Source organism: Pseudonocardia phyllosphaerae (assembly GCF_046546475.1).
Taxonomy (GTDB): Bacteria; Actinomycetota; Actinomycetes; order Mycobacteriales; family Pseudonocardiaceae; genus Pseudonocardia; species Pseudonocardia phyllosphaerae.
On record NZ_JBKGXS010000011.1, the window covers coordinates 45,269 to 63,027 of the forward strand.

Sequence of the window (17,759 nt, forward strand, 5' to 3'; positions counted from 1 at the left end):
GTCGCCCGTGTCCCTCACCCTCGGCATCGTCGGGCTGCCCAACGTCGGCAAGTCGACCCTGTTCAACGCGCTGACCCGCAACGACGTCCTCGCCGCGAACTACCCGTTCGCCACGATCGAGCCGAACGTCGGCGTGGTCCCGCTGCCCGACCCGCGCCTCGACAAGCTGGCCGAGATGTTCTCGTCGGACAAGACGATCCCGGCGACGGTGTCCTTCGTCGACATCGCCGGCATCGTCAAGGGTGCGTCCGAGGGTGCGGGCCTGGGCAACAAGTTCCTCGCGAACATCCGCGAGTCCGACGCGATCTGCCAGGTCGTGCGGGTGTTCGACGACCCGGACGTCGTGCACGTCGACGGGAAGATCGACGCCGCGAGCGACATCGACACCATCGCCACCGAGCTGGTGCTCGCCGACCTCCAGACGCTGGAGAAGGCGATCCCGCGCCTGGAGAAGGAGGCGCGGACCCAGAAGGACCGCCGCCCCGCGCTCGAGGCCGCCCAGGAGGCACAGGCGGTGCTCAACGAGGGCCGCACGCTGTTCCAGGCGAAGCTCGACCCGGCCCCGCTGCGCGAGCTGACGCTGCTCACCACCAAGCCGTTCCTCTATGTCTTCAACGCCGACGAGGGTGTCCTCGGCGACGAGGCCCGCCGCAAGGAGCTGGCCGACCTGGTCGCCCCGGCCCAGGCCGTGTTCCTCGACGCCAAGGTCGAGGCCGAGCTGCTCGAGCTCGACGACGAGTCCGCCGCCGAGCTGCTCGAGTCCATCGGGCAGGACGAGCCGGGCCTGGCCCAGCTGGCCCGCGCCGGTTTCTCCACCCTCGGGCTGCAGACCTACCTGACCGCGGGCCCCAAGGAGTCCCGCGCCTGGACGATCCCGCAGGGCGCCACCGCGCCGCAGGCCGCCGGCGTGATCCACACCGACTTCGAGCGGGGCTTCATCAAGGCCGAGATCGTCTCCTACGACGACCTCGTCGCCGCCGGCTCGATGAACGCCGCCAAGTCCGCGGGCAAGGTGCGCATGGAGGGCAAGGACTACGTCATGCATGACGGCGACGTGGTGGAGTTCCGGTTTAACGTCTAGCGTTGATGACGGCTCCCGTCACACACTGGGTTCGTGATCAGATCGTTCGGGAGCAAGGACACCGAGCGCATCTGGCATGAGCAGTACGTCAAGAGTGCCCGATCGCACCGTGCAGCGGGCGACGCTGCGGAAGCTCGAGCTGATTCATGCGGCGAAGGACGTCGAGGACCTCCGGGTACCGCCGGGGAACCGCTTGGAGCGGCTCGTCGGTGACCGACGCGGGCAGCACAGCATCCGCGTAAACGCGCAGTGGCGTCTCTGCTTCGTCCGGAGAGATGGGGGTGCGGAAGATGTCGAACTCGTCCACTACCACCGAGAGTGACCTGATCGAGCCGATCCACCCTGGGGAGATCCTCATGGAGGACTTCATCGAGGGCTTCGGGATCACGCAGAACAAGCTCGCCGTATCCATCGGTGTGCCGCCGCGGCGCATCAACGAGATCGTGCACGGCAAGCGGGGTATCACGGCTGATACGGCGATCCGTCTGGCGCGGTACTTCGGGACGTCCGAGGAGTTCTGGATGAACCTGCAGTCGAACTACGAGCTGCGGGTCGAACGGCGGGCGCTGCGAACCCAGATCGACTCGATCTCTCCGCTGAAGTCTGCATGAGTGACCTCGTCGGATGTGAACTGTGTGGCGCATTTGTCGGCACGAATGCGACGCCGTCCGATGGATCACCGCTCAAGTTCTGCAGGTCGCGGGCGGGCACGCACTCTAGGACTATGAAGATGGCTCTACGTGTGGGCACGCGGTGGAGTTCCGTAGCGGGCTAAACTCTAGGGGAAAGAAGTGAAGCAGGAACCCGGCTGCGTGTTCTGCGGCATCGTGGCCGATCCATCCAATTCCGACGTAGTCTGGGACGACGAGTCCGTGCTCGCCTTCATGGACATCAATCCGGTGACCGATGGTCACGTGCTGGTGATTCCAAAGGATCATTTCGTTGGCCTCACCGACATCACTCCGGAGACCGCGGGTCGGATGATGACGGTCGCCCAAGGTATGGCGCAGGCGATGAAAAACTCCGAGCTGCGCTGTGAGGGGGTGAACCTCTTCTTCGCTGATGGCGAGGAGGCATTTCAGGAAGTATTTCACTCTCACCTGCACGTTTTTCCCCGGTTCCGTGACGATGGTTTCATGATTGACGCGCATTGGAGTGGCCGTTCGAAGGAGTCACTCGCTGCTTCCGCAATGATGATTCGAGAGGTGCTGGAGCCCCCACGGCGGTAGTGGTTGAGAGTGGGCCCAATGCAGTGGAGTTCAGATTTAACGTTTAGCGTTGATGACGGTTCGCTTTATTCACTTTTCTCGTGATCAGATCGATTGCTCTGAGGTCGAACTGAGGTCAGCGACGAGCTGATGCGTCGAGCCCGATGAGCACCGCGGACAGCTGTCGGCCGAAGCGTTGCTCGTCATCGTGTCTTGCGTGCCCCGCCGCGCGGACAAGGGGCGCCTCGTCTCCGACGCGACGGTCCCGCTCCGCGTCGCCGTACCGTGCCGGCTGAGTCGCGGATTGGGCCCGTTCCTGTTCCTCGATGACGAAGCCGACCACGAATGCGGTGACAAGTTCACCCCCGTCGAACGCGACTTCGGCAGGGACGCCCGCGTCGAGCCAACGACGCAGCCAGGGCTCCTGGGCGCGAAGCACATCCGGATCGGTGATCAGCGTGCCGCTGAAGGTCCGCGCACCGTCACGATGCTCCAGATACTCCCGCCGCAGCGCCCACGCATAGGCCGACAGGTCGTCCAGCCAGCTGCCCGACCACGTGTGGCCGGCCAAGGACTCGACGACTCGGCGCTGGATGGTTGTGCCCATCTCATCCAGGAGTGCCTGCTTGTTGCGGACGTGATAGTAGAGCGCGGCGGCCTGCACGCCGAGTTCGGCCGCGACCGCCCGCACCGTCACGCCGTCGATCCCGCGAACGCCCAGAACGCGCAGGGCCGCTGCCACGATGTCGTCCTTGCTGAGTCCGGAGCCCACACTTGTCAGCTTAACAAAGTTCAACTACCCTGCGTGACGTGTTGAACTAAGTTAGAAAATGAGTGAGGTGATGATGTGAGCTGCACGGCACGCCGGCGCAACCCCGACCGAATGACGGACGGGAGACGGCAGCATCCAGCGATCAAGCCGACCCCCGCCTGCGGGCGGCCCGCGTCGACTGGTCAGGAGCGAGTGTGAGCGACGACGAGACGCCGCCGCTGCTGAGCAGCCCGCTGCATCGGAAGACGGCATTGCCCGCGGATCGGCTGATCGCCTTCAGCGACGCGGTTGTCGCGATCGCGATCACCCTGCTGGTGCTTCCGCTCATCGAGCTTGTCACGGAAGAGACCCACACAGAAACCACGCCGGCCGTCCTCGTCGGATCCCACCTCGTACTCATCGGCAGCTTCCTGATCAGCTTCGTCGCCATCTGGCGAATCTGGACCGTGCACCATCAGCTCTTCGCCCACACCGAAACCGTCGGCGGCGGAGTCACCTTCGTGAACATGATCTGGCTGGCGTGCATCGCGTTCCTGCCGTTCCCGGTAGGCCTGATCGGCTCGTTCGGCACCGACTCGTTCGTCCTCGCCCTCTACGTCGGCGTCCTCCTCGTCTCCAGCGCCACCCTCGCTGTCATCGCATTGATGCTCCGACGCGCCGGAGGCGACCAGACGCCGGACCGGATCGTCGTCGAGCAAGTAGTCGGGAACGCGATCTGCCTTGCCGCAGCATTCGTCATCGTCCTCGTCGTCCCTGCCGCCGGCTTCTGGCCGCTGCTGCTCCTGCTGCTGGACGGGCCCGTGATCGCCGCCATCCACCGCCTCCGCCACAGGCCCAAGGAAAGAAGCCCGCGGTGACGACTGCCAACCTGTCGAGCCCCTCGCCTTCGATGGACGAGGACTCGGCCCGCGCCGGGCGCTGGTCGTCGGGGAGGATCTGGTGACCCTCCAGGCCCGGTACCACTACTGACGCCCTTCAGCGGAGGGCGCCGCCGATCACTCGGCAGGGCGGTACTCCCAGGGCTCCACGACGGCGATCCAGGTCCGCAGGCGGTCCGCCTGGCCGGAGTCGCGCCTCTCCAGTCGTCCGATGCCGAGTTCGATCTCCAGGATCGTGATGACGCACAGGTGCAGCTCGGACGGGACGCGAGAACTGGTCCACGCCCGCACCGCGGGATCGGACAGCCGCTTCGGCTTCCGGAGCTCGCCGGCGACGTTCGTGTCGAGCAGGTAGCTCACAGCTCGGGGATCTGCAGATCCACGTGGACGGGCTCGAACTCGATGTCGATGTCGTCGGCCATGCTCAGCCGGTCCATCAGGGAATCACCGTTCTCTCCCAGCCGCTGGTACTCGTGGATCGACAGGAGGACGTAGGCGGGTTCGCCGCGGTCGGTGATCACCACGGGCCCGCCGTCGTCCCCGTCTGCTGCGGCCGGTGACGCGACGCCTCGGCAAGTGTCGCCAGGGCGCGGGCGTCTGCGGTTCCGTCCTCGGCCGACCACAGCACGAGCTGCTGGCGCACCGCTCCCGCGTAGGTGAAGGAGTCCCAGTTCAAGCGCATCCGCCCGGCGCTCGGGTGCAGCACGACCTTGGACCCGAAGTCCTGCTCGGCGACGCGGTGCTCGGCCCACCAGCGGCGGAAGTCCTCGCTGGCGATCGACAGCCGCCCGACGAGCGCGGCGAGCTCCGGGTCGTCGGGATTCTCCGCAGCCTCACGCCGCAGGATGCCCACACAGGTGCGGGCGACCCCGGGCCAGTCCTCGTACAGGCCCTTCAGCTCGGGCGCGGTGAACAGCATCGCGACGTAGTTGCGCTCGGCCGCGGGGACCCGCGCGAAGTCGGTCATCAGTGCCACGGCCGGCTTGTTCCAGGCGAGTACGTCCATCCGCGGGCCGAAGACGATCGCCGGGAGATCGGCCAGCTGGTCCAGCAGCAGCTGGAGCCGGTCGTGCGCGGGCTCGCGTCCGGGCGTCGGCAGCACGTATCCGCGCGCGTGGTTGAGCAGGTCCTCGGCGTAGGCCCGCTGTTCCGAGGTCAGGGTGAGGGCACGGCACAGCGTCTCGAAGACCTCGTCGGACGGTGCGAGCCGACCCTGCTCGAGCCGTGTGTAGTAGTCGGCGCTGACGGCGGCGAGCTGCGCGACCTCCTCGCGCCGCAGACCCGCGACCCGCCGCCGCACCGAGGCGCTCACCACGTTCGCCGGTATCGACTCCACGGCGATCTCGCCACGCCGGACGCGGAAGAGGTCGCCCAGGGCCTTGAGCTGCGGTGAGGAGGGCACACGTCGAGGATAGGACGAGCGTTGCCTCGGTATCCTGGGAAGGATCGTTCCCAGGCAGGAACGCTCGCTGGCCCGGAGCCGCGGCGGCTGTGACGGTGGGGACATGTCCTCCATCGAGCACATCACCTTCCGCAACGCGGACATGTACTGGGACATCGCGGCGGACCTGCACCTCCCGCCGGACTTCGACCCCGCGCGGACCTGGCCCGCGGTCGTCGTGGCCCACCCGATCGGTAGCTGTAAGGAGCAGACTTCCGGCACCGTCTACGCCCCCGCCCTCGCCGACGCCGGATACGTGGTCATCGCCTTCGACGCGAGCTTCCAGGGCGCCAGCGGCGGCGAGCCGCGCCTGCTGGAGGACCCCGCCCAGCGGGTGCAGGACTTCAGCCGGGTCGTCGACCACCTCGTGACGCTGCCCTACGTCGATGCCGATCGGATCGGCGTCCTGGGGATCTGTGGTGGTGGCGGCTACTCCTGGGCCGCGGCGAAGACCGAGAAGCGCCTCCGGGCGGTCGTGTCGATCACCGGGGCGAACTTCGGGCGGGTCCAGCGCGAGATCGCCGGTCACGACGGCGGTGTCGTCGCGGCGCTCAGCGCGATCGGCGCCCGGCGGACCGCGGAGGCGCGAGGCGAGGCGAGCACGGTCGCCGAGTTCCTGCCCGGCACGGCCGAGGCGGCGCAGCAGACCGGGGACATCGACATCATCGAGGCCTTCGAGTACTACCGCACGGACCGCGGGCGGGCGGACAACGGCAACGTCCGCTTCGAGGTCGCACACGGTGACACCGCGTTGGGCTGGGATGCCGTGCACCTGGTCGAGGAGCTGCTCGACCAGCCGCTGCTGATCGTGATCGGTGACGAGGCGAAGCAGGGTGCGTTCGGCGCATGGCGCGACGGTCACGAGGTCTACGAGCGTGCCGCGTCGACCGACAAGAAGATCATCGAGATCGACGACGCATCGCACTACGACCTCTACGACCGCCCGCACGGGGCGGGGGAGGCGCTCACGTCGGTGGTGCCGTTCCTCGACGAGCGGCTGCGGGGCGCCTGACGCGGCGCCTCTCGCCGAGTTGCTCGTCGTGCGGACCGTCCACGCCGTTCGTGCAACGATCCCGTCCTGCGGAGCGCGAACGGCGCCGCAGCACGAACGAGGGAGGAACCATGAGCAAGTACGACAAGCTGCGCGAGGAGCGCGAGCACGGCGACGAGCACCGCCAGGTCGACCGCGACGAGCGCTACGGCGAGAGCGCGGACCTCACCGACGGGCAGCTCCACGAGGCCGAGACCGACGCGCGTCGCGAGCGTCGTGCCGAGGAGCACCGCGAGGAGGACCGCGAGGTTCGCGAGTTCGGCGACTGACCCGGCCGCACCTCCGTGGACGACGCGGCCGCGTGATCCGCTCCGCGGCGTAACCCCGCGGTGTAACAGGGTGCGCGGGCCGGCGGAGAAGTCCGGCATGGGCACCTTGAGCTACACCGCGACCATGTCGATCGACGGCTACGTCGCCGACGCCGACGGCGACTTCCAGTGGTCCGGGCCGGACGACGAGGTGTTCGGGCTGCACGTCGAGCGGATGGGCGCGGTGTCCACGGAGGTGCTGGGCCGCAACACCTACCAGCTCATGCGGTACTGGGAGACCGGCGACGACTCCTGGGGCGGGCTGGAACGGGAGTTCGCCCGGCGCTGGAGGGGGCTGAAGCTGGTCGTGGCGTCGTCGACCCTGGCACCCGGCGACGTGGTGTCCGACCGGGTCCGGCTCGTCGCCGACCTCTCGACCGACGAGCTGGCCGGCATCGTGCGGGACGCGCCCGGCGAGGTCGAGATCTTCGGCCCGACGACGGCGGCCGCCGCGATCCGGGCCGGGATGGTGACCGACTTCCGGGTCTTCGTCGTACCGAAGATCGTCGGCGGGGGCCTGCGGGCGCTGCCCGGCGACGTCCGGCTCGACCTGGAGCTCGTCGAGCACCGCGTGTTCGGCAACGGCACCGCGTTCCTGCACCACCGGTCGCGGTGAGCGGTCGGGTGTCCGGACTCCCCGGGCCCCTGTCCCGCACGGTGAACGGCTCCTCGACCTGCGCCGACGCCCGGGCCTACGGTCGGAGGCGAGCCCGTCGAGAGGATCTTCCGTGACCAGTACCCAGACCCCGCGCGACCAGGCGCTGAGCGCCATCGTCGACGCCACCACCGAGGCCGTCACCCAGGACGCGTCCCAGGCGCAGACCCTGTTCCGGGCGACCGGCAGCAGCGGCGACGGCGTCCGCAGCGAGATCCGCATCGGTGACCACCAGGTGCTCGTCGACGAGCCGCCCGCGCTGGGCGGGGAGAACGCCGCACCCAACCCGGTCGAGTTCGCGCTCGCAGCGCTGCTGTCCTGCCAGGTCGTGACCTACCGGTTCTACGCGGCGAAGCTCGGCATCCCGCTCGACGACGTCCAGGTCGACGTCGAGGGCGACCTGGACGTCCGTGGCTTCTTCGGTATCGACGACGACGTCCGCCCCGGCTTCGGCGCGGTCCGGCTCGACGTGACCCTGAGCGGGCCGGCGTCCGAGGCGGACTACCAGCGGCTGCGCGACACAGTCGACGAGCACTGCCCGGTGCTCGACCTGTTCCGTAACCCGACCCCGGTGGACACCCGGGCGAGCTGAGCACGGTCAGTCCGTGGGGTGCACCAGCCCCAGCCGCTGCGTCGCCCGGGTCATCGCGACGTAGAGGTCGGCGGGGTTGTGTGCCTCGATCCGCTCCGGATCGACGATCACGACGGCGTCGAACTCCAGCCCCTTCGCCGACGCCGGCGTGTGCACCTCCGCGGGCACCCCGGCCACCGGCGACGGGTCGAGCGTGATCACCGCGAGCGTGCCGTGCTCGAGCTGCGCGGCCTCCTCGGCGACGACGTCCGCCACCGCGGACGACGCCACGGTGCGGTCCCAGGGCTGCTCGCCGGTGGTCCGCACCGACTCCGGCGGGCGACGGTCCGGCGCGAACTCCGCCAGCACCTGCGCGGCGCGGTCCATGATCTCCACCGGGGTCCGGTAGTTCACCGTCAGCCCGCGGTGGGTCCAGCGGTGCTCCAGGTGCGGGGCGAGCACGTCGTCCCAGGTCCGGGCCCCGGCTGCGGCGCTGCGCTGGGCGAGGTCGCCGACCGCGGTGATCGACCGCGACGGGCAGCGGCGCAGCAGCACGTGCCAGTCCATCGCCGACAGCTCCTGCGCCTCGTCGACGACGAGGTGGCCGTAGCGCCAGTCCCGGTCGGCCGCCGCCCGCTCGGCGACGGTGCCCGACAGCCCCTCGGCGTGCCGCGCGGCCAGGACGTCGGAGGTCACGAAGTCGGTCGGGCGCACCTCGTCCGGGTCCTCACCGGCCACGTCGCGGTCGTCGGACTCCAGGATCGACAGGACGTCGTCGGCGTAGCGCCCGTCCGGCTCGGCCGGGGTGGTGACAGAGTCGGGAACCGGGCCGAGCAGCTCCGCGAGCTCGTCGAGCAGCGGGGCGTCGGCGACGGTCCATGGAGCGCCCGCGGGCCGCGCCAGAAGATCGGCCCGGCTCTGCTCACCTACCGGAGCGGTGCCCCGCTGACCTGCGGCTCTGCTCTGCTCACCTACCCGGTCCCGGCTCTGCTCACCTACCGCCGACGCGAGCCGCTCCCGCGACGCGAACAGGTCCGACAGCGCCCGCTGCGGCGTCAGCACCGGCCACAGCTCCTCGACCCAGCCGTGGAACGCCGGGTGCGCCCGCAGGTTGTCCCGCAGCCCCTGGCGCATCTCCGCGGACACCTCGGCCGCCCCGGACGGCTCGATCTCCGGCAGGTCCGAGAGTCCCTCCAGCAGCGCCGCCAGCTCCGGCGGGTCCTCCAGGCCGACCTCGAGACGCTCCAAGCCCTGGTCGACGAGCAGCGCACCGAGCGCGTCCCGGAACGCCGCCCGGGCGGCGTTGTGCGGCCGCCCGGTCGCGCGGGCCCGGTCCCGGGCCGTGTGGACCAGGGCGTCGTCGAGCTCGACGGTCACGTCGTCCAGCTCGATCTCCACGGTGTGTCCGGGCAGCTCCTGCCGGTCGGCGACGGCGCGGCGCAGCACGTCGAGCATCGCGAGGTCGCCCTTGGCGCGGGCGGTCGCGTCGTCGTCGAGCGCGGTCGCCACGACGCCGTGTGCGAGCCGCCCCGGCGTCGTGAACACCACCGCGGACTCGCCCAGCGCGGGCAGCACCCCGCCGACGTAGCGGATGAACTCCGCGCTCGGCCCGACGACGAGCACGCCGCTGCGCGCCAGCCGCTCCCGGTGTGTGTAGAGCAGGTAGGCCACCCGGTGCAGTGCCACCGCCGTCTTGCCGGTGCCCGGGCCGCCCTCGATCACCACGGTGCCGGCCAGCGGCAGCCGGATGATGTCGTCCTGCTCGGCCTGGATGGTGGAGACGATGTCGCGCATCCGGGAGCCGCGCGGCGCGGTCAGCGCCGCGAGCAGCGCCGGATCCGACGACTCCGCCGACGAGGGAACCATCCCGGAACCGGGGAAACCGGAATCGTCGGCGACGCCGGTCAGGACGTCGTCGTGGAAAGCGTCCACGCGCTCGTCCGGTGCGGTTCCGGCGATCCGGAAATGCCGTCGCCGGGTCACCCCGAGCGGCGTCACCGGTGTCGCGCAGTAGAACGGGCGGGCCACCGGCGCGCGCCAGTCGACGAGTGCGCTCTCGCCGTCGCCGGGGTCGGTCAGCCCGATCCGGCCGATGTAGCCGGTCGTGCCGTCGGTGTGGTCGAGCCGGCCGAAGCACAGCCCGGAGCGGGCCGCCTTGAGCGCCGATGCCCGGTCCGACCAGCGGGTCACCGACACGTCGCGCTCCCAGCGGGCGCTGAGCTCCTCCCCGGTCGATGCGGCCAGGACACCGCGCGCCCGGTCCTCGGCGGCGGCCAGCTCGTCGGCGAGCAACGACTGGAGATACCGGATCCGCCCGGTCTCGAGCTCGCGTTCCCGCTCCACCGGGGGAGTGGACGGTGCCGGGACCGGATCAGGATGTGACACGGAATTGCCTCCGGTGCTATACTGGTGGTGCAGAGAACGGGTTTCGCGTTTCGATCGCACCCATCAGAATAGCTTTTTCTGCATCTCCTCCGCTAATCCTGTATCGGCAGGACCGTGCGCCGATCAGGGCCGTGCGCGGATCAGCTCCCGAGCGTCAGCGCGTCGGCCGGCGCGGTCGGGCCCACGGTCCCGCTGTGCGCGACGACCCCGGCCGGGCCGGAGCCGTGCACCCGGTGCGCGGTCGTCGTGATCCCGGTGAGGACGAGAACGGCGAGCACCGCCACGACGCCGGCCAGGACCAGGCGGGCGGGCGTGGGGCGGCCGGTACGGCGGCGGACGATCGGCGCGGAGCTCATGCCCGTATGTCGCGCGGGACCGCGTCGCGTTGCGCTGGGCCACACCACGTCATCAGCTTTGGGGAAGAGACGATCACGCTCCGTGGTGCACACTGGTCCGGACGAGTGGTGGTGGGCAATGATGCTGCAGTGGACCTGGGTGGATGCGGTCGTCGCGCTCCTCCTGGCCGGCACCCTCGCCGGTGTCGCCGCGCTCCTGGGTCGGGTCGTCCCGGCTCGGCACCGGTCGTCGCCGGTCGGGACCTCCGCCGCGCTGGTCCTCGCCGCCACCGCCACGCTGCTGGTCCACGGACGGCCCACCGCCCAGCTGCTCGCCGTCACCGTCGCGCTCACCGCGGCCGGGTGCGCCGCCGGGCTGCTCGGTCCGGCGGTACGGGCACAACACACCGGTCGCGGGCATCGCTGATACCTTCGGCGCTTCCGTTCCGGGGGAGGCGCCCGATGATCACCGTTCGGGAGCTCACCCCCGACGACTGGCGAACCTGGCGTGACCTGCGCCTGGCCGCACTCGCCGACGCGCCGTACGCGTTCCATTCCAGGCTCGAGGACTGGATCGGTGCCGGGGAGTCCGCCTGGCGGGAGCGGCTCGAGGCACCTGGGCGCTACCTGGTCGCCGACCTCGACGGTCGTCCGTCCGGGATGGCCATCGCGGTCCCGCCGGACGACGAGGGCATCGCCGACCTGCTGTCGCTGTGGGTCGCCCCGCACGCCCGCGGCGAGGGCGCCAGCGATGCGCTCGTCGCCGCGGTCCTGGAGCGCGCCGCGTGGTGGGGTGCCGACGTGCTGACCCTGCACGTCGTCGTCGGCAACGACTTCGCGTCGGGGCTGTACCGCAGGCACGGCTTCTCCGACTGCGGCACCATCGCCAGCCCCGACGGGATGGTCGAGATCCGGATGGAACGCGCCGTCCCGACGGCGCGCCCCGCCTGACCTGCGCGGCCCGGCCTGCGGCGGCCTTACTCGGTTCCGGCCGCCTTCGCCCCGCCCGAGGAGTGCCGCCCGTTCGACGACGGGTCGACGCGCTCGGCCTGCAGCAGGTCCCGGATCTCCTTGAGCAGCTCGACCTCGGTCGGCTCCGCCGGCCCGGACTCCTCGCCGCGCTGGCGCCGCTCCTGGATCGTCTTGAGCGGCAGCACGACCAGGAAGTAGACGACGGCCGCGGTGATGATGAAGGTGATCACCGAGTTCACGAACGACGACCAGTTGAACGTGACGCCGTCGACGACGAAGGCGCCGCCGATCGTCCCGCCGCCGGAGAACAGCTTGATCAGCGGCTCGAGGAACGCCTCGGTGAACGCCGTGACCACCGCGGTGAACGCCGAGCCCACGACGACCGCCACGGCCAGGTCGACGACGTTCCCGCGCAGCAGGAAGTCCTTGAAACCCTTGAGCACGCTGCCCCCTCGTCTCACATCCGGGCGGTCGATCCGCCCGGTCGCAGGGGCAGCCTGGCAGGCCCCACGGCCGGTCCGCACCCCACGCGCCGGGCGAACGTCGTCACATCCGCCCAGCGCAGCAGCCGTCCGAGCCGGACGGCCCGGTAGGGGAGCCGGATCAGCGACGGCCGGTGCGGACCGCGTCGGCGAGGGTGCCCAGCAGCTCGTCGGTGGTGCCCCAGGACAGGCACGCGTCGGTGACCGACTGCCCGCGCACCATGTCCGGGCCCAGCTCCTGGCGCCCGGCCTCGAGGAAGCTCTCCATCATCAGCCCGGTGACGGCTTGCTCGCCGGCGCCGATCCGCTCGGCCAGCTCGCGTACGACCCCGGCCTGGCGGACGTGGTCCTTGCCGCTGTTGCCGTGGCTGGCGTCGACGACGACCCGCTCCGGCATCCCGGCCGCGCGCAGGCTCTCGCGCACGGCCTCGACGTCGGCGGCGGAGTAGTTCGGCCGCGCCCCGCCCCGCAGGATGACGTGGGTGTCCGGGTTGCCGGTGGTGGTCACCAGCCCGGCGAGGCCGTCGTTGTTGACGCCCATGAACACGTGCGACGCCGCCGCGGCACGCATGCCGTCGACGGCGGCGCGGACGTCGCCGTCGGTCGCGTTCTTGATCCCGACCGGCATCGACAGGCCGCTGACCAGCTGGCGGTGCACCTGGCTCTCCGCGGTCCGCGCGCCGATCGCGCCCCAGGTGACGACGTCGGCGATGAACTGCGGGGTGATCGGGTCGAGGAACTCGCACCCCACCGGCAGTCCGAGCGCGGAGATGTCGAGCAGCAGCCGGCGTGCGGTGCGCAGTCCGCGGTTGACGTCGAACGTGCCGTCCAGGCCCGGGTCGTTGATCAGGCCCTTCCAGCCGACCGTCGTGCGCGGCTTCTCGAAGTAGGTCCGCATGACCACGCACAGCTCGCCGGAGAGCTCCTCGGCGCGCGCGGCGAGGCGGTGGGCGTAGTCCAGTGCGGCGTCCGGGTCGTGCACCGAGCACGGGCCGACGACGACCAGCAGGCGGTCGTCGTCGCCGTCGAGGATGCGGGTGACCTCGTCGCGGCCGCGCAGAACGGTGCCGGCGACGTCGCCGGTCACCGGCTGGTCGTGCTTGAGCAGGGCCGGGGAGATCAGCGGCGCGATGCGCCCGATCCGGGTGTCGTCGAGCGGGGTGTCGATCAGCGGGGCGGTGGAGGTACTCATCGGGGTCGGTGGTCCTTTCCCGGCCGGACCGACCCGTGTCACCTGCCCCGAGCCGGTCCGAGATGCCGGCTGGTGGGGATGGAGGTCAGCGCGCGGTCACGCCGGCCGACCCATCCCGGGCCGGCTCGCGAAACCAGTAGTAGAAGGCGCGCAGCACATCCCGACCGTACCACCCGCTCGCGCGGCCCCGCGGCGCACGCGGACGTGGTACGACCGGAACATGCGGATCGCGCTGGCCCAGATCTCGTCCACCCCCGACCCCGCGGCGAACCTCGTCGAGGTCCGGAAGCGGACCACCGAGGCCGCCGAGTCCGGGGCGCGGCTGGTGGTGTTCCCCGAGGCCACGCAGTGCTGCTTCGGGGTCCCGCTCGGCCCGGTCGCCGAGTCCCTGGACGGCGCCTGGGCGTCGGAGGTGCGGGCGATCGCGGCCGAGGCCGGCGTCACCGTCGTCGTGGGCATGTTCACCCCCGCCGACGACGGGCGCGTGGCCAACACCCTGCTCGTCACCGGGGCCGGGGTGGAGACCAGCTACGACAAGATCCATCTCTACGACGCGTTCGGTTTCGCCGAGTCCGACACCGTCGCGGCGGGGTCCGAGCCGGTCGTCGTCGAGGTCCCCGACGCCGAGGGCCCCGGCACCGATCCGGTCGTCGTCGGCCTCTCGACCTGCTACGACGTCCGGTTCCCGGGGCTCTACCAGCGCCTCGCCGACGACGGTGCGACCGTGCTGCTGGTGCCGGCGTCCTGGGGAGCGGGGCCGGGCAAGCGGGCGCAGTGGGAGGTGCTGGTGCGGGCACGTGCCCTGGACACCGGCACCTACGTCGTCGCCTGCGACCAGGCCGACCCGACCACGGCCGGGCGTGAGCACGGCAAGGGTCCGACCGGCATCGGGTTCTCGGCGGTCACCGGGCCGCGCGGCGAGGTGGTCGCGTCGCTGGGCGCGGAGCCGGGCCTGCTGGTCGTCGACGTCGACCCGGCGTCGGTGGCCGACGTGCGAGCCCAGCTGCCGGTGCTGAGCAACCGGCGGTTCTGAGGCCCATCGGGCCGCGCGTGGGGGTGGGTCAGCTGCCGCCTGCGGAGGTGATCCGATCGCTGATCTGCCCGGCGAGCTCGGTGTCCTTGGCGGTCAGCCCGCCCTCGGAGTGCGTGGAGAGCCGGAACGTCAGCGTGTTGTAGCGGATGTCGATGTCCGGGTGGTGGTCGGCGGCCTCGGCGTCGTCGGCGACCCGGTCCACGACGGACACGGCGGCGCCGAAGTCGGGCAGCTTCGCGGTGCGGACGATCGAGTCCCCGTCGCGGTCCCAGCCGGGCAGGCGGTCCAGGGCGTCGCGGACCTCGTCGTCGGTGAGCAGGGTTGTGGTGGCCATGGGCCCATCGTCGCGCAGCGGCGCCGATGGTGTCTGCTGGAACCCGATCCTCGGCGTGGCGGCCGGGGCCTGCGGGCCGGTCAGCCGTCGTGGCGGGCGAGCAGGTAGGCGGCCAGTCCCAGCCCGGCCACGGCGAACCCGGCAGCGCGCAGCGTCGTCGAGCCGGCCGCGGACAGTCCGACCGAGCTCCGGCAGACCTGGGCCATGACCTCGGTCCAGTGCCCCGTGGGCAGCAGCGGTGCCATCGGCCGCCACAGCATCCCGGCCAGCGGCGCGATCGTGACCACGACGAGCCCGGACGCCACCGCCGCCGTCGGACGGCGGGTGGCGGCGGAGACCGCGAGCACCCCCGCCCCCAGTGCGGCGAGCTGCCCGGTCAGCCACAGCGCGGTGAGCATCCCCCGCCCGAGTGTCCCGGCCGTCCCCATCGGGCCGGGTCCGAGCACCAGCAGCCCCGCGATCAGCGCGGCGACGGTCAGGATCGTGGCGGCCAGCGCGGCCGTGGCGACGACCGCGCCGGTCTTGAGCACCAGCAACCGGGTCACACCGACCGGGGCGAGGCGCAGCAGGTCCAGGGTCCCGCGGGCACGTTCCGCGGCCAGGGCGTCGGCGGCGACGAGCACCACGGGCAGCCCCGCGGAGAACGCGGCGAGCTCGGACGCCGACACCATCAGCACCCCGATCGCGTGCGTCTCGGTCTCGTCCATCCGGAGCATCCCGATGGCGACCAGGACCGGCAGCAGCGCGGTGGCCCCGAGGACGACGACGGTGCGCGGGCGGGTCAGCGCGAGGGTCAGCTCGGCGCCCAGCATCCGGCCCAGCGGCGCGACGACCGGGCGGCGCAGCGGGGCGGTCACGGCTGCACCGCCCAACGGGGCGCGGGACCGGGAGCCCCGGCCGCGGAGCCCGGCGGGGGACCGGGTGCCGGTCCGGGTGCCGGGTCAGGTGCCGGGCCGCGGGTCAGCCGGGCGAAGACCTCCTCCAGCCGGGACTCCGCCCGGGTCACCTCGTGCACCGCGACGCCGGCGTGCACGAGCAGCGCGACGACGTCCGGGGCGGCCGGGCCGGGTGCGACGTGCACCTTGCGGTCGGGTCCGGTCTCGGCGTCGATCCCGCGGGACTGCAGGGCGCGGACCGCGTGCTCGGCGTCCGGAGTGGACACCACGACGGCGGACGGCCCGCCGGACAGCAGCGCCCGCAGCTCCCCGGCGGCGATGAGCCGGCCCTGCTGCAGGACCGCCACGTGCGAGCAGGTCGCCTCGATCTCGCCGAGCAGATGCGAGCTGACGACGACCGTCGCACCGGAAGCGTTCATCTCGCCGATCAGCCGCCGGACGTCGAGGGTGCCTGCCGGGTCGAGGCCGTTGGTCGGCTCGTCGAGCACGACCAGGCGGCGGCGGGCGAGCAGCGGGACGGCGAGCGCGAGGCGCTGCCGCATCCCGAGGGAGTAGCCCTGCACGCGCCGGTCGGTGTGCCCGGCCAGGCCGACCCGCTGCAGGGTCGCGTCGACCGCGCCCGGGATGCGGTGGGTCTCCAGCAGCGGTTCGAGCGCGGCACAGCGCAGCAGGTTCTGCCGCGCGGTGCGGTGCCGGTGCAGGGCAGGCGCGTCGAGCAGGACGCCGACGTGCGGGAGGACCTCGCCGGCGCGGGCGGGCAGCGGGCGGCCGAGCAGCTCGACGGTGCCTGCGTCCGGGGTGATGAGGCCGAGCAGGGTGCGCAGCAGCGTGGTCTTGCCGGCGCCGTTCGGGCCGAGCAGGCCGAGTACCGCACCCATCGGGACCTCCAGGTCGATCCGGTCGAGCACCTGCCGGCGGCCGAAACCGCAGCTCACCCCGTGCAACCGGGCGGCGACCGGGTCCGGGGTCGGCGCCGCGGCGGCGCGCGGGTCGAGGACGGGAGCGTTCTGCACGACGACCAGCCTGAACGGCGGTGCGCGTGAGCGTGGGCGTTTCGCAGGACTCGTGGCCGGCGCTGATCGGCGAGGATCGGCGCGTGCCGGTGTGCAGCCTCGACCACCACGTCCCCGGACCACCGCGCCTCGTCGCGGGGGTGCTGCGCGAGACGACGACCGCGACGACGGCCGTCGCCCGCCTCGGAGCCCGGCTGCGCGCGCCGGCCGCGCTGCTCGTCGCGGGCGACGAGGTGACGATCACCCTGCCCGGGCGGGTGCTGACCGTCCGGACCCGGATCACCGACGCCGGCGTCGACGGCCTGGTGTCCGAACGCGCGGCCGGCCCGGTCGCGGTGCTGCGGCACGTCACCCGGATCGCGCCCGACGGGCACGGCACCCGGGTCCACGACGAGATCACCTGGGAGCCGCCGCTGGGGATGCTCGGCAGGCTGTCCGACCCGGTGCTGCGGCCCTTCGCCCGGCGGTTGCTGGTCGTCCGCCGCGACGCCCTCGCCGGCCGGGTCGCCGAGCTAGCCGCGGCGCCTGCGGTGGTCGGCGCGGCGGTCGTGCGCGACGGGCGGCTGCTGGTCGCCCAGCGCTCCTACCCGCCCGAGCTGGCCGGGCGCTGGGAGCTGCCCGGGGGCGGGGTCGAGGCGGGGGAGAGCGAGGCCGGGGCACTGCGCCGGGAGCTGTTCGAGGAGCTCGGCGCGCACGTGCGGGCCGGGGCGCGGGTCGGTACGGACCTGCCGATCGGACGCCGGGTGCTGCGCATCCACCGCGCCGAGCTCGAACCGGGATCGCCGGAACCCGAGGCGCGCGAGCACCGGGAGCTGCGCTGGGTGGGGCCCGCCGAGGTCGCGACGCTGGGCTGGCTCGACGCCGACCGCGCCGTCCTCGCCGAGCTGGTCGACCTTCTCCGTCCTTGATCCACTTCGGGGCGGCGTTCCGGCGCCGGTGAGGCGCCGGCCTGGCGCTTTGCTCTGCTCACCTCCACGCATCACCCCTGGTCGGTGCCATCCGGACCCGACCTGAGCAGCCCTGATGCGTAGAGGTGAGCAGAGCAAAGCGGGGCTCACCGCGGGTCCCGGGCAGTGGCGCGGCACCGGCCCGACCGCGCCCGATGATCAACCGCGCCGCGGCTCTGCTCACCGATACGCACCGCGGCGGAGC

24 protein-coding genes are annotated in these 17,759 nt (G+C 71.8%); 13 read left to right on the forward strand and 11 right to left on the reverse strand.

From position 1 onward, the window contains the following. The first annotated feature begins 7 nt into the window (after nt 1-7). The 4 genes from ychF (at nt 8) to ACLE50_RS20075 (ending at nt 2,310) form a co-directional block, all read left to right on the forward strand. The gene (gene ychF, locus ACLE50_RS20060) at nt 8-1,081 is read left to right on the forward strand and encodes a redox-regulated ATPase YchF (protein WP_410945139.1); all 1,074 of its coding nucleotides are present in this window, start codon (nt 8-10) and stop codon (nt 1,079-1,081) included. Between the two features lie 76 nt (nt 1,082-1,157). After that, entirely contained in the window at nt 1,158-1,403 is a 246-nt protein-coding gene (locus tag ACLE50_RS20065; RefSeq protein ID WP_410945140.1) for a type II toxin-antitoxin system RelE/ParE family toxin, read from the forward strand. Next, on the forward strand, nt 1,372-1,692 hold the full coding sequence (locus tag ACLE50_RS20070) for a HigA family addiction module antitoxin (protein ID WP_410945141.1): 321 nt from the start codon (nt 1,372-1,374) through the stop codon (nt 1,690-1,692). The genes ACLE50_RS20065 and ACLE50_RS20070 overlap by 32 nt, the downstream gene beginning before the upstream one ends. A gap of 180 nt (nt 1,693-1,872) precedes the next feature. Continuing rightward, the gene (locus ACLE50_RS20075; RefSeq protein WP_410945142.1) at nt 1,873-2,310 is read left to right on the forward strand and encodes an HIT family protein; all 438 of its coding nucleotides are present in this window, start codon (nt 1,873-1,875) and stop codon (nt 2,308-2,310) included. A gap of 115 nt (nt 2,311-2,425) precedes the next feature. On the opposite strand, the gene ACLE50_RS20080 is transcribed toward ACLE50_RS20075, so the two are convergent. Next, a complete protein-coding gene (locus ACLE50_RS20080; RefSeq protein WP_410945143.1) occupies nt 2,426-3,061 on the reverse strand; it encodes a TetR/AcrR family transcriptional regulator C-terminal domain-containing protein in 636 nt (211 codons plus the stop codon). A gap of 194 nt (nt 3,062-3,255) precedes the next feature. Between ACLE50_RS20080 and ACLE50_RS20085 the strand changes: the two genes are divergently transcribed. Then, nucleotides 3,256-3,918 carry a TMEM175 family protein gene (locus ACLE50_RS20085; RefSeq protein ID WP_410945144.1) on the forward strand — a complete coding sequence of 221 codons (663 nt, stop codon included), beginning with the start codon at nt 3,256-3,258 and terminating at the stop codon, nt 3,916-3,918. A gap of 138 nt (nt 3,919-4,056) precedes the next feature. Here the strand turns inward: ACLE50_RS20085 and ACLE50_RS20090 are convergent, their stop codons facing one another. From ACLE50_RS20090 to ACLE50_RS20100, 3 genes are read right to left on the reverse strand one after another with little or no spacing between them, the layout of a single operon-like run. Further along, the gene (locus ACLE50_RS20090) at nt 4,057-4,299 is read right to left on the reverse strand and encodes a PIN domain-containing protein (protein WP_410945145.1); all 243 of its coding nucleotides are present in this window, start codon (nt 4,297-4,299) and stop codon (nt 4,057-4,059) included. Next, nucleotides 4,296-4,463, reverse strand: a complete 168-nt coding sequence (locus tag ACLE50_RS20095) for a hypothetical protein (RefSeq protein ID WP_410945146.1) — start codon at nt 4,461-4,463, stop codon at nt 4,296-4,298. Before ACLE50_RS20095 ends, ACLE50_RS20090 begins: the two co-directional genes overlap by 4 nt. Beyond that, entirely contained in the window at nt 4,457-5,341 is an 885-nt protein-coding gene (locus tag ACLE50_RS20100) for a helix-turn-helix domain-containing protein (protein ID WP_410945147.1), read from the reverse strand. The genes ACLE50_RS20095 and ACLE50_RS20100 overlap by 7 nt, the downstream gene beginning before the upstream one ends. Nucleotides 5,342-5,444: 103 nt before the next feature. Here ACLE50_RS20100 and ACLE50_RS20105 point away from each other — a divergent pair, with 103 nt between their 5' ends. From ACLE50_RS20105 to ACLE50_RS20120, 4 genes are all read left to right on the forward strand, one after another. Beyond that, on the forward strand, nt 5,445-6,392 hold the full coding sequence (locus ACLE50_RS20105; RefSeq protein ID WP_410945148.1) for an alpha/beta hydrolase: 948 nt from the start codon (nt 5,445-5,447) through the stop codon (nt 6,390-6,392). 110 nt (nt 6,393-6,502) lie between these two features. After that, nucleotides 6,503-6,700, forward strand: coding sequence for a hypothetical protein (locus ACLE50_RS20110; RefSeq protein ID WP_410945149.1), 198 nt, complete (start codon nt 6,503-6,505; stop codon nt 6,698-6,700). A 97-nt stretch (nt 6,701-6,797) separates the two neighbouring features. Beyond that, a complete protein-coding gene (locus ACLE50_RS20115; protein WP_410945150.1) occupies nt 6,798-7,355 on the forward strand; it encodes a dihydrofolate reductase family protein in 558 nt (185 codons plus the stop codon). 112 nt (nt 7,356-7,467) lie between these two features. Continuing rightward, nucleotides 7,468-7,986: an OsmC family protein gene (locus ACLE50_RS20120; RefSeq protein WP_410945151.1), complete on the forward strand. Its 519-nt coding sequence runs from the start codon at nt 7,468-7,470 to the stop codon at nt 7,984-7,986. Between the two features lie 6 nt (nt 7,987-7,992). On the opposite strand, the gene ACLE50_RS20125 is transcribed toward ACLE50_RS20120, so the two are convergent. Then, the gene (locus ACLE50_RS20125) at nt 7,993-10,308 is read right to left on the reverse strand and encodes a UvrD-helicase domain-containing protein (RefSeq protein WP_410945152.1); all 2,316 of its coding nucleotides are present in this window, start codon (nt 10,306-10,308) and stop codon (nt 7,993-7,995) included. Between the two features lie 182 nt (nt 10,309-10,490). Then, nucleotides 10,491-10,706: a hypothetical protein gene (locus ACLE50_RS20130; protein ID WP_410945153.1), complete on the reverse strand. Its 216-nt coding sequence runs from the start codon at nt 10,704-10,706 to the stop codon at nt 10,491-10,493. Nucleotides 10,707-10,788: 82 nt separating this feature from the next. Between ACLE50_RS20130 and ACLE50_RS20135 the strand changes: the two genes are divergently transcribed. Next, on the forward strand, nt 10,789-11,112 hold the full coding sequence (locus ACLE50_RS20135) for a hypothetical protein (RefSeq protein WP_410945154.1): 324 nt from the start codon (nt 10,789-10,791) through the stop codon (nt 11,110-11,112). A 35-nt stretch (nt 11,113-11,147) separates the two neighbouring features. Further along, the gene (locus tag ACLE50_RS20140; RefSeq protein ID WP_410945155.1) at nt 11,148-11,636 is read left to right on the forward strand and encodes a GNAT family N-acetyltransferase; all 489 of its coding nucleotides are present in this window, start codon (nt 11,148-11,150) and stop codon (nt 11,634-11,636) included. Between the two features lie 26 nt (nt 11,637-11,662). Here ACLE50_RS20140 and mscL read toward each other — a convergent pair whose 3' ends face one another. Further along, a complete protein-coding gene (mscL, locus tag ACLE50_RS20145; RefSeq protein ID WP_410945156.1) occupies nt 11,663-12,100 on the reverse strand; it encodes a large conductance mechanosensitive channel protein MscL in 438 nt (145 codons plus the stop codon). Between the two features lie 160 nt (nt 12,101-12,260). After that, nucleotides 12,261-13,331 carry a 3-deoxy-7-phosphoheptulonate synthase gene (locus ACLE50_RS20150; RefSeq protein ID WP_410945157.1) on the reverse strand — a complete coding sequence of 357 codons (1,071 nt, stop codon included), beginning with the start codon at nt 13,329-13,331 and terminating at the stop codon, nt 12,261-12,263. 220 nt (nt 13,332-13,551) lie between these two features. On the opposite strand from ACLE50_RS20150, the gene ACLE50_RS20155 reads away from it, so the two are divergent. Further along, nucleotides 13,552-14,364, forward strand: coding sequence for a carbon-nitrogen hydrolase family protein (locus ACLE50_RS20155; protein ID WP_410945158.1), 813 nt, complete (start codon nt 13,552-13,554; stop codon nt 14,362-14,364). 28 nt (nt 14,365-14,392) lie between these two features. Here ACLE50_RS20155 and ACLE50_RS20160 read toward each other — a convergent pair whose 3' ends face one another. The 3 genes from ACLE50_RS20160 to ACLE50_RS20170 form a co-directional block, all read right to left on the reverse strand. Beyond that, nucleotides 14,393-14,698 carry a 4a-hydroxytetrahydrobiopterin dehydratase gene (locus tag ACLE50_RS20160; protein WP_410945159.1) on the reverse strand — a complete coding sequence of 102 codons (306 nt, stop codon included), beginning with the start codon at nt 14,696-14,698 and terminating at the stop codon, nt 14,393-14,395. 80 nt (nt 14,699-14,778) lie between these two features. After that, nucleotides 14,779-15,555 (reverse strand): ABC transporter permease, encoded by a 777-nt coding sequence (locus ACLE50_RS20165; RefSeq protein ID WP_410945160.1) that lies wholly within the window; start codon nt 15,553-15,555, stop codon nt 14,779-14,781. Beyond that, nucleotides 15,552-16,607 (reverse strand): ABC transporter ATP-binding protein, encoded by a 1,056-nt coding sequence (locus tag ACLE50_RS20170; RefSeq protein WP_410945161.1) that lies wholly within the window; start codon nt 16,605-16,607, stop codon nt 15,552-15,554. The genes ACLE50_RS20165 and ACLE50_RS20170 overlap by 4 nt, the downstream gene beginning before the upstream one ends. An 83-nt stretch (nt 16,608-16,690) precedes the next feature. Between ACLE50_RS20170 and ACLE50_RS20175 the strand changes: the two genes are divergently transcribed. Beyond that, nucleotides 16,691-17,515: an NUDIX domain-containing protein gene (locus ACLE50_RS20175; protein WP_410945162.1), complete on the forward strand. Its 825-nt coding sequence runs from the start codon at nt 16,691-16,693 to the stop codon at nt 17,513-17,515. Nucleotides 17,516-17,759: the final 244 nt, after the last annotated feature.

Bases quoted from the DNA above. Each gene is read 5' to 3' on its own strand.
- ACLE50_RS20065 (WP_410945140.1), top strand. From the start codon at position 1,158: ATGAGCAGTACGTCAAGAGTGCCCGATCGCACCGTGCAGCGGGCGACG.
- ACLE50_RS20070 (WP_410945141.1), top strand. From the start codon at position 1,372: ATGTCGAACTCGTCCACTACCACCGAGAGTGACCTGATCGAGCCGATC.
- ACLE50_RS20105 (WP_410945148.1), top strand. From the start codon at position 5,445: ATGTCCTCCATCGAGCACATCACCTTCCGCAACGCGGACATGTACTGG.
- ACLE50_RS20110 (WP_410945149.1), top strand. From the start codon at position 6,503: ATGAGCAAGTACGACAAGCTGCGCGAGGAGCGCGAGCACGGCGACGAG.
- ACLE50_RS20115 (WP_410945150.1), top strand. From the start codon at position 6,798: ATGGGCACCTTGAGCTACACCGCGACCATGTCGATCGACGGCTACGTC.
- ACLE50_RS20130 (WP_410945153.1), bottom strand. From the start codon at position 10,706: ATGAGCTCCGCGCCGATCGTCCGCCGCCGTACCGGCCGCCCCACGCCC.
- ACLE50_RS20140 (WP_410945155.1), top strand. From the start codon at position 11,148: ATGATCACCGTTCGGGAGCTCACCCCCGACGACTGGCGAACCTGGCGT.
- ACLE50_RS20150 (WP_410945157.1), bottom strand. From the start codon at position 13,331: ATGAGTACCTCCACCGCCCCGCTGATCGACACCCCGCTCGACGACACC.
- ACLE50_RS20155 (WP_410945158.1), top strand. From the start codon at position 13,552: ATGCGGATCGCGCTGGCCCAGATCTCGTCCACCCCCGACCCCGCGGCG.
- ACLE50_RS20160 (WP_410945159.1), bottom strand. From the start codon at position 14,698: ATGGCCACCACAACCCTGCTCACCGACGACGAGGTCCGCGACGCCCTG.